The following is an 8,714-nucleotide window of genomic DNA, read 5'->3' on the forward strand; positions in this document are numbered from 1 at the left end:
CCCGCTCACCGGGAGACCGCCTCGTAGACGAAGTCGAGCAGCGCCTCGTCGCCGTCCCGCCGCCCGTAGCCGGCCGCGGCGGCGCCCATCGCGGCGAGCCGGTGCGGGTCGCGGATCAACGGGATCACCGTGCGCTCCAGCCAGTCCGGGGTCAGCTCGGCGTCGTCGACGAGCAGCCCGCCGCCGGCCTCCACCACGGGCAGCGCGTTGCGCTTCTGCTCCTGGTTGCTGTGCGGGTAGGGCACGTAGATGGCGGGCAGGCCGATCGCGGCCACCTCGGCGCAGGTCATCGCCCCGCCCCGGCCCAGCATCAGGTCGGCCGCGGCGTAGCCGAGCTCCATCTCGGACAGGTAGGGCAGGGTGACGTACGGCACCGGCAGGTCGGTGGGGATCGGCACCGGCTCGTTGCGGGCGCCCATCACGTGCAGCACCTGCACCCCGTGCCGGGCCAGCTCCTTGGCCGCGCCGGAGACCGCGAGGTTGATCGACCGGGCGCCCTGCGAGCCGCCGGCGACGAAGAGCACCGGCAGGTCGGGGCGGAGCCCGAAGTGCGCGCGGGCGGCGTCGCGCAGCGCGGCCCGGTCCAGCCCGGCGATGCGCTGGCGCAGCGGAACGCCGACCACCCGCGCGTCGCGCAGCGACTCGGCCTGCGCCGGCTGGTGCGGGAAGCCGACCGCGACGTGCTTGGTGAACTTCATCCCGAGCCGGTTGGCCACGCCCGGGGGGACGTTCACCTCGTGGATCACGATCGGCAGCTCGCGCCGCCAGGCGGCCAGGTAGGCCGGCACCGAGACGTACCCGCCGAAGCCCACCACCACGTCGGCGCGCACCTCGTCGATCACCTTGCCCGCGGCGCGGGCCGCGGTCCACATCCGGCCCGGCGTCTTCACCAGGTTCATGTTGACCGACCGGGGCAGCTGGTAGGCGGGAATCTGGCGCAGGTCGTAGCCCTGCGGCGGGATCAGTTCGTTCTCCAGGCCCTTGGGTGTGCCGAGGCAGGTGATCCGGACGCCGGGGTCGTGCCGACGCAGGCAGTCGGCGAAGGCGAGCAGCGGGTAGATGTGTCCCCCGGTGCCACCTCCCGCGAGCACCACCGAACGCAGCGGACCCATCACCGTCTCCTCTCGTCCGCCGACCGGCCGCGGCCCCGGGTGGACCGGACACCGCGCGGTTCGGCCTGGTCGTCCTGCCGCCGCTCCCGCGCCCGGGGCACGGACCCTCGGGCGGCCGGCGGCGTCGCCGTCCGGCGGCGCCGCGCGGGAAGCGGTGGCAACGGGGCCCACACTAGTCGGACCCATCGGGCCGGCGGACGGGCATGCAGTGCTCTGGCCGCATCGGGCTCGGCGCGGGCGAAGGAGGCCAGCATCCCGACCGCGGCGAGCGTGACGACCAGGGCGCTGCCGCCGTCGGAGATGAACGGCAGCGGCAGGCCGGTGATCGGCAGCAGCCCGACCACCCCACCCACGTTGATCACCGCCTGGCTGACCAGCCAGGTGGTCACCGCGGTGGCGGCCAGCCGGCGGAACGGGTCGTCGACCCGGCGGGCGATGCGCAGCCCGGTGTACGCCAGCACGGCGAACAGGGTGAGCACCACCGCGCAGCCGACCACGCCGAGTTCCTCGGCGATGATCGCGAAGATGAAGTCGTTGTGCGCCTCGGGGAGCCAGTCCCACTTGAGGCTGCTCTTGCCGAGCCCAACGCCGAACCAGCCGCCGTGCTCGATGGCCAGCCGCCCCTGGAAGATCTGGTAGCAGCCCTCGAGCTTGCAGTCCTCCGGGGCGGGCGGGTTGAAGAAGGACATCAGCCGGGCGAACCGGTAGTTCTCCTCGCCCTGCTCACCGGAGCCGGCGCCGAGCGAGGCGACCGCGATCAGCAGGCCGACGCCGATCAGCCCGAACACCGACAGCCCGCCGAAGACCCGCAGCCGGACCCCGGCGGCCCAGAGCAGGCCGACCACCAGCGCGAGCAGGCAGAGCATGGTGCCCAGGTCGTTGTACCCGACCAGCACGAAGAGCAGCCCGACCACCGGGAAGAGCGGGGTGGCCAGCTCGCGCCACCAGCCCAGCGCGGCGCCCTTGCGGGCGATCACGTGCGCGCCCCAGAGCACCAGGGCGAACTTGGCCAGCTCGGAGGGTTGCACCTGGATGCCGCCGATGAACAGCCAGAGCAGCCGGGCCTCGATCGGGCCGATCCGGGCGGAGTCCTGGCCGGTCAGCCGGGCGTAGGCGAGCAGCAGGTTGAGCACCAGCAGCAGCCCGACGGCGGTGAAGAGCAGCGGCCGGCCCAGCGACCGGTAGGTCGTCGCCGGCAGCCGCTGGCAGGCCCAGAACGCGCCGATGCCGATCACCGCGAAGATCGCCTGCTTGGTGAGCGAGGCGGAGGCGTTGCCGTTCTCGGCGTAGTCGCGCACGCTGGTGGCCGAGAAGACCATGGTCAGGCCGATCAGCAGCAGCAGCCCGGCGCTGGAGAGCAGCAGGTAGTAGGAGGCCAGCGGACGGTCCAGCAGGCCGCGCAGCGCGGCCAGCCCGCCCGCGGCGTCGAGGCCGCGCAGCGCCGCCGCACCGCCCGGCTCGTCCGGCCGGCGCGGCGCACCGGCCGCCTCGGCGGTACGCGTCCCGCCCGGCGACGTGCGTGCCCCGGCCCGGGTCGTGCCCTCGGTTCCTCGTGCCTCCCCCACCCCGACATCATCGCGGTTTCCGGGGCCGGCCACCCGCGCAACCGCCCCCTCGGCGTGTCGAACCCGCTCCCTCCGGAGGGTCAGGTGACGGCGGCGAGGAACTCGCTGTAGAAGAGGCCGAGGGCGATGGCCACGCCGATGCCGGCGATGATCCAGAATCGCACCACGATGTTGACCTCGCTCCAGCCGGCGAGTTCGAAGTGGTGCTGCAGCGGGGACATCCGGAACACCCGCTTGCCGGTGGTCCGGAACGAGATGATCTGGATCACCACCGACATCGTGATGATCACGAAGAGGCCGCCGATGATCGGCAGCAGCAGGATCGTCCGGGTGGACATCGCCATCCCGGCGATCAGCCCGCCGAGGCCCAGCGCGCCGGTGTCACCCATGAAGATCCGCGCCGGCGAGGTGTTCCACCACAGGAAGCCCACACAGGCGCCGGCCGCGGCGCCGGCGATCAGGGCGATCTCCAGCGGGTCGCGGACGGTGTAGCAGTAGTCCTGGGTGTAGTTCGGGTCGGCGCACCAGTGCCGGTACTGCCAGAACGCGATCAGCGCGTACGCCGCGAGGACCATCACCGAGGCGCCGGTGGCCAGGCCGTCGAGGCCGTCGGTGAGGTTCACCCCGTTGGTCGCGGCCATCACCACGAAGATGAAGATGACCACCGCGCCGATCTTGGTGACGTCCAGCGCCGGGATGTCCCGGATGAAGCTCAGCGTGGTGCTGCCGACGGTCTCGGTGTTGGTCACCGCGCCCGAGGCGTCGGTCATGGTGCTCGGAAAGTAGAGCGCGACCACCCCGAAGACCGCGCCGACCAGGATCTGGCCGAGCAGCTTGCCGCGCTTGTTCAACCCGCCGCTGTGCCGCTTGCGCACCTTCAGGAAGTCGTCGATGAACCCGACCGCGCCGGAGAAGACCATCAGCCCCAGCAGCACCAGGGCGGTGATGGTCGGCTCGACCTGGGCGATCTGCTGGTCCGGCAGGGTGGTCAGGGCGAGGTGACCGGCGACGTACGCGATGACCGTGGCGATGATGAACACCACGCCGCCCATCGTCGGCGTGCCCTTCTTGCCCTGGTGCATCGCCGGGCCCTCGGCACGGATCGGCTGGCCGGCCTTGAGCCGGGTGAAGACCTTGATCGCGATCGGGGTGCAGAAGAGCGAGATCAGGAAGGCGACCCCGACGGCGACGATCACCGCCCTCATGCGGCGGTCTCCCCGGTCGCGTCCGCGGCGTCCGCGCGCAGCGCGTCGGCCACCTCCCAGGTGCGGTACCGGGAGCCCTTCACCAGGACGACGTCGCCCGGCCGTAACTCGCTCCGCAGCACCTCGACGGCCGCCGCCTGATCGGTGAGCAGCACCGACTCTCCTCCCCAGTCACTTACCGATGTCGCGCCCTCGTGGATCGGCGCCGCCGGCTCGCCCACCACGAGCAGCCGGTCGACGCCCAGTTCGGCCGCGAGCCGGCCCACCCCGGCGTGCCCGTCGTGCTCGAACGGGCCCAGCTCGGCCATGTAGCCGAGCACCGCGAGGGTACGCCGGTCCCGTCCGATGCCGGCCAGCGCACGCAGCGCGACCGCCATCGAGGCGGGGTTGGCGTTGTACGAGTCGTCGATCACGGTCACCCCGTCGGGACGCTCGAAGACGTCCATCCGGCGGGTGGAGACCAGCCCCAGCTCGCCCAGGGCGATCGCCAGCTCGGTCAGCGGCATGCCCAGCTCCCGGGCCACCGCGGCCGCGGCGAGGGTGTTCGAGACCTGGTGCCGCCCGGTCAGCCCGAGCCGCACCGGGGCGTCCCCCTCCGGGGTCACCAGGGTGTACGCCGGCCGGCCCCGCTCGTCCAGCGTCACGTCGACGGCCCGCACGTCCGCGTCCGCCGCCTCGCCGTACCGGACCACCCGGGCGACGGTACGCGCGGACATCGCGTCCACCAACGGGTCGTCGGCGTTGAGCACCGCCAGCCCGTCCGCCGGCAGCGCCTCGACCAGTTCTCCCTTGGCCAGCGCGATGGTCTCCCGGGAACCGAACTCACCGATGTGCGCCACCCCGACGTTGAGCACCACGGAGATCCGCGGCGGCACCACGTCGCACAGGTAGCGCACGTGCCCCACCCCGCGGGCGCCCTTCTCCATCACCAGGTAGCGGGTGTCCGGTCCGGCCTGCAACGCCGTGTACGGGTGCCCCAGCTCGTTGTTGAACGAGCCGGGCGGCGCGACCGTCGGCCCCAGCCGCGCGGCGAGCTGGGCGATCAGATCCTTGGTGGTGGTCTTGCCGGACGAGCCGGTGAGCCCGATCACGGTCAGCCCGGGCAGCCGGTCCACCACCGCGCGGGCCAGCCGGCCCATCGCGGTGAGCGCGTCGCCGACCAGCACCATCGGCACCCCCGGCACCTCCCGGGTGCCGAGCACCGCGACCGCCCCAGCCTCCAGCGCCGCCGCGGCGTAGTCGTGCCCGTCCACCTTCTCGCCCGGGAAGGCGACGAAGAGCGCACCCGGGGACACCTTGCGCGAGTCGAACTCGACCGGGCCGGTGACCCGCACGGCCGGGTCGGCGGCCACCAGCCGGCCGTCGACCGCCGAGGCGACCTCGGCCAGGCTCAGCGCGATCACCGGTGACCCGCCAGGTCCCCGAACCGGGCGCGCAGCGCGTCGGCCAGCTCGGTGCGGTCGTCGAACGGGAGCACCTCGCCGCCGACCTCCTGCCCGCGTTCGTGGCCCTTGCCGAGCAGCGCGACCACGTCGCCGGGCTCGGCCAGCCGGACCGCCTCGTCGATGGCCGCCCGGCGGTCGGCCACCTCCTCGATCCTGGCCGCCGTGCCGGCCCGCCGGGCACCGGCGAGCACCTCGGCGCGGATCGCCGCCGGGTCCTCGGTGCGCGGGTTGTCGTCGGTCACCAGCACCACGTCGGCTCCCTCCGCCGCGGCGGCGCCCATCACCGGCCGCTTGCCCCGATCCCGATCGCCGCCAGCGCCGATCACGCAGATCAACCGGCCGGCGCTGAGCTCCCGGAGGGCGGCCAGCGCGGCCACGATCGCGTCCGCCTTGTGCGCGTAGTCGACCACGCCGCGCACCGGGCCGTCGGCCACCAGCTCCAGCCGCCCGGGCACCCCGCCGCAGGCGGCCACCCCGGCGGCGGCGGTGGCCGGGTCCACCCCGGCGGCGACCAGCGCGGCGATGGCCAGCAGCGCGTTGGCCACGTTGTGCCGGCCGGGCAGCGCCACGCCGGTGGGCAGCACCAGGCCGTCCGGTCCGTGCGCGGTGAAGTGCTGCGCGTACCCCTCGCCGCCGACGCCGTCGGCCCACCAGGACGCGGTGCGGTCGCCGGCCGCCGAGTAGCTCACCGTGGCCGGCTTGAACAGCGGCCGCAGCGCCGGGTCGTCGTGGTTGAGCACCTCCACCGCGCACCGGCCGTCGAAGAGCTGCGCCTTGGCGGCGAAGTAGTCCGCCGTGTCGGCGTGGAAGTCCAGGTGGTCGGAGCCGAAGTTGGTGTAGCCGCCGACGGTGAACCGGACCCCACCGACACGGCCCATGGCGAGCGCGTGGCTGGACACCTCCATGACCACGGCGGTGACCCCGCGCTCGCGCGCCGCGGCGAGCATGGCGTGCAGGTCGGTGGCCTCCGGCGTGGTGCGCACGCTGTCGATGCGCAGGTCGCCGAGGCGGGTCTCCACGGTGCCGATCAGCCCGGTGGTGTGGCCGGCCGCGCGCAGCCCGGACTCGACCAGGTAGGCGGTGGAGGTCTTGCCGGCGGTGCCGGTCACCCCGATCACGGTCAGCGCCGCGGTCGGATCGCCGTAGACGGCGGAGGCCAGGGTGCCGAGCACGGCGCGCGGGTCGGGCACCACCAGCGCCGGCAGGCCGGCCTCGGCCGCCGCGGCCGCGCCCGCCGGGTCGGTCAGCACGGCCACCGCGCCGGCCGCCGCGGCGCCGGCGGTGAACTCCGCGCCGTGCCGGCGGGCGCCGGGCAGCGCCGCGTACAGGTCGCCGGTGCGGACCTCCTGGCTGGCGTGGGTCACACCGGTCACCACCGGGTCGGCGGCGCCCGCCGGGGCCTGGACGGCGAGCCGGGCGGCGAGGTCGCCGAGCCGGACGCCGGGCACGGTACGGGGACGAGGATTGCCGGGCACGGCGTCAGACCCTACCCGGTCGTCCGGTTCCGGCCGCACAGCCGCCCCGGTGGTTCGTCCGCACTCACCGATGATGTCCCGCCATGCCTGGTCAGCGCGGATAGACCACGAACTTGGGCGCCTTGCCGGGGGCGGACGGCGGCACCCGGTGGTGGTGCAGGGTGAACTGCATCATCTCGCGGAACGCCGGGGCGGCGATGTCCCCGCCCCCGCCGCCCGGGGTGTGCGCGAAGACCGCGATCACGTACCGCGGCTGCTCGGCCGGGGCCATCCCGATGAACGACGCCACCTCGCCGGGCTGCTTCTGCCCGTCGACCAGCCGCCAGCCGGTGCCGGTCTTGCCGGCGACCCGGTAGCCGGGCACCGCCGCCGCCGTGCCGGTGGCGCCGTCGACGGTGGTCACCGCCTCCAGGACGGTGCGCAGCGCGGCCGCGTTCTCCGGGCTGAGCACCGACCGGGTGACCGGCGCCTTGCCCGGCGTGCGCTTGCCGTCCGGCCCGATCACCTCCTTGATGAGGTGGGGCTGGACGTACGTGCCGTCGTTGGCGATCGTCGCGTAGGCGGCGGCCATCTGCAGCGGCGTGGCGTCCACGCTGTGCCCGATCGGCACCGACCCGTACGACGACCCGCTCCACTCGTCGGCGGGCAGCAGCCGGCCGGTGGCCTCGCCGGGCATGCCCACCCCGGTGGGCTGGCCGAGCCCGAACCGGCGCTGGTAGTCGATGAGCCGGTCCCGGCCGAGCTTGTCGGCGATCTCGATGGTGCCGACGTTGGACGAGTACGCCATCATCCCGGCCAGGCTCATCCGCCGGCCGTTGGCCGGGTGGGTGTCGGAGAACCAGGTGTCGCCCATGCGGATGCTGTTCGGGATCGGCAGCGTGGTGTCCGGGGCGATCACCCCCTCCTGCAGCGCCGCGCCGAAGGTGATCGCCTTGTGCACCGAGCCCGGGTCCACCACGAAGCTGGTGGCCGCGTCCTCCCGGTCGGTGGGGTCGCTGGGCACCGGCTTGGCCGCGTTGTAGGTCGGGTGGCTGGCCTGGGCCAGCACCTCCCCGGTGGCCACCTCGATCACCACCGCCGCGCCGGTGCTTCCCTTGCTCTGCGCCATCGCCTCGCTGAGCACCCGCTGCACCTTGAACTGCAGGTCGCGGTCGATGGTGAGCTGCAGGGAACTGCCCGGCTTGGGCGGGGTGGTGCGGCTGTAGCCGCCGGGGATGGGGGCGGCCAGGTCACCCAGGCCGACCTCGTAGACCCGCTTGCCGTCCTCGCCGTGCAGCAGGTCGTCGTAGCGGGCCTCCAGCCCCTCCAGCCCGTTCATGTCCTGGCTGGTGAAGCCGAGCAGGTTGGCGGCCAGGTCGCCGCCGGGCACCTCGCGCCGCTCGTCCCGGTGGGTGTTGATGCCGGGCAGCTTCAGCTCCATGATCTGCCGGGCCCGCTCGATCTCGACCCCGCGGGCCAGGTACTCGAACTGCGACCAGACGCCGTCCGGGCGCTTGCGCTGGGCCATCCGCCCGGCCAGGTCGGAGGCGGGGATGCCGAGCAGCGGCGAGAGCGCCTTCGCGGTGGCCTGCGGGTCCTTGATCTGGGTCGGGTCGGCGTAGACGTACCGGGCCTCGACGCTGTGCGCCAGCGGGGCGCCGGACCGGTCATAGATCGCGCCCCGCGGCGCGGGCAGGGTGACCGTGCGGGTCCGGTCGGCGACCCCGCCGCCCGCGTACGCCGGGGTCTCCACGGCCTGCAGGTAGACCAGCCGGATGCCGATGGTGGCGAAGAGCGCCAGGGTGAGCACGGTGCCCAGCCGCAGCCGGCGGCCCGGGTCGGCCAGCTTCGGCGGCCGGCGCGGCTTGCGGACCGGCCGCCGGCCGGCCGTGCGGTCCGGCCGGCGCGGGGTGCGCGGCGCGGGGCGGCGGCG

General features: G+C 74.2%; 6 protein-coding genes. All 6 read right to left on the reverse strand.

All coding sequences use genetic code 11. The features are described 5' to 3' along the window. Positions 1-5: 5 nt before the first annotated feature. Complete coding sequence (murG, locus tag ACVCAH_RS12320) at positions 6-1,112, reverse strand: undecaprenyldiphospho-muramoylpentapeptide beta-N-acetylglucosaminyltransferase (protein WP_447136215.1); 1,107 nt, start codon at positions 1,110-1,112, stop codon at positions 6-8. Beyond that, on the reverse strand, positions 1,112-2,551 hold the full coding sequence (locus tag ACVCAH_RS12325) for an FtsW/RodA/SpoVE family cell cycle protein (protein ID WP_447136231.1): 1,440 nt from the start codon (positions 2,549-2,551) through the stop codon (positions 1,112-1,114). The genes murG and ACVCAH_RS12325 overlap by 1 nt, the downstream gene beginning before the upstream one ends. 206 nt (positions 2,552-2,757) lie before the next feature. Further along, entirely contained in the window at positions 2,758-3,882 is a 1,125-nt protein-coding gene (gene mraY / locus ACVCAH_RS12330; protein ID WP_447136216.1) for a phospho-N-acetylmuramoyl-pentapeptide-transferase, read from the reverse strand. After that, the gene (locus ACVCAH_RS12335) at positions 3,879-5,285 is read right to left on the reverse strand and encodes a UDP-N-acetylmuramoyl-tripeptide--D-alanyl-D-alanine ligase (RefSeq protein ID WP_447136217.1); all 1,407 of its coding nucleotides are present in this window, start codon (positions 5,283-5,285) and stop codon (positions 3,879-3,881) included. The genes mraY and ACVCAH_RS12335 overlap by 4 nt, the downstream gene beginning before the upstream one ends. Next, positions 5,282-6,841, reverse strand: a complete 1,560-nt coding sequence (locus ACVCAH_RS12340) for a UDP-N-acetylmuramoyl-L-alanyl-D-glutamate--2,6-diaminopimelate ligase (protein ID WP_447136218.1) — start codon at positions 6,839-6,841, stop codon at positions 5,282-5,284. Before ACVCAH_RS12340 ends, ACVCAH_RS12335 begins: the two co-directional genes overlap by 4 nt. A 52-nt stretch (positions 6,842-6,893) precedes the next feature. Further along, positions 6,894-8,714, reverse strand: a 1,821-nt coding sequence (locus ACVCAH_RS12345) for a peptidoglycan D,D-transpeptidase FtsI family protein (protein WP_447136219.1), incomplete at its 5' end; no start/stop codon positions are given.

The sequence above is a fragment of the Micromonospora sp. LZ34 genome (assembly GCF_052981855.1).

Excerpts from the sequence above, each read along its gene's own strand:
- murG (WP_447136215.1), bottom strand. The coding sequence starts at position 1,112 with ATGGGTCCGCTGCGTTCGGTGGTGCTCGCGGGAGGTGGCACCGGGGGA.
- mraY (WP_447136216.1), bottom strand. The coding sequence starts at position 3,882 with ATGAGGGCGGTGATCGTCGCCGTCGGGGTCGCCTTCCTGATCTCGCTC.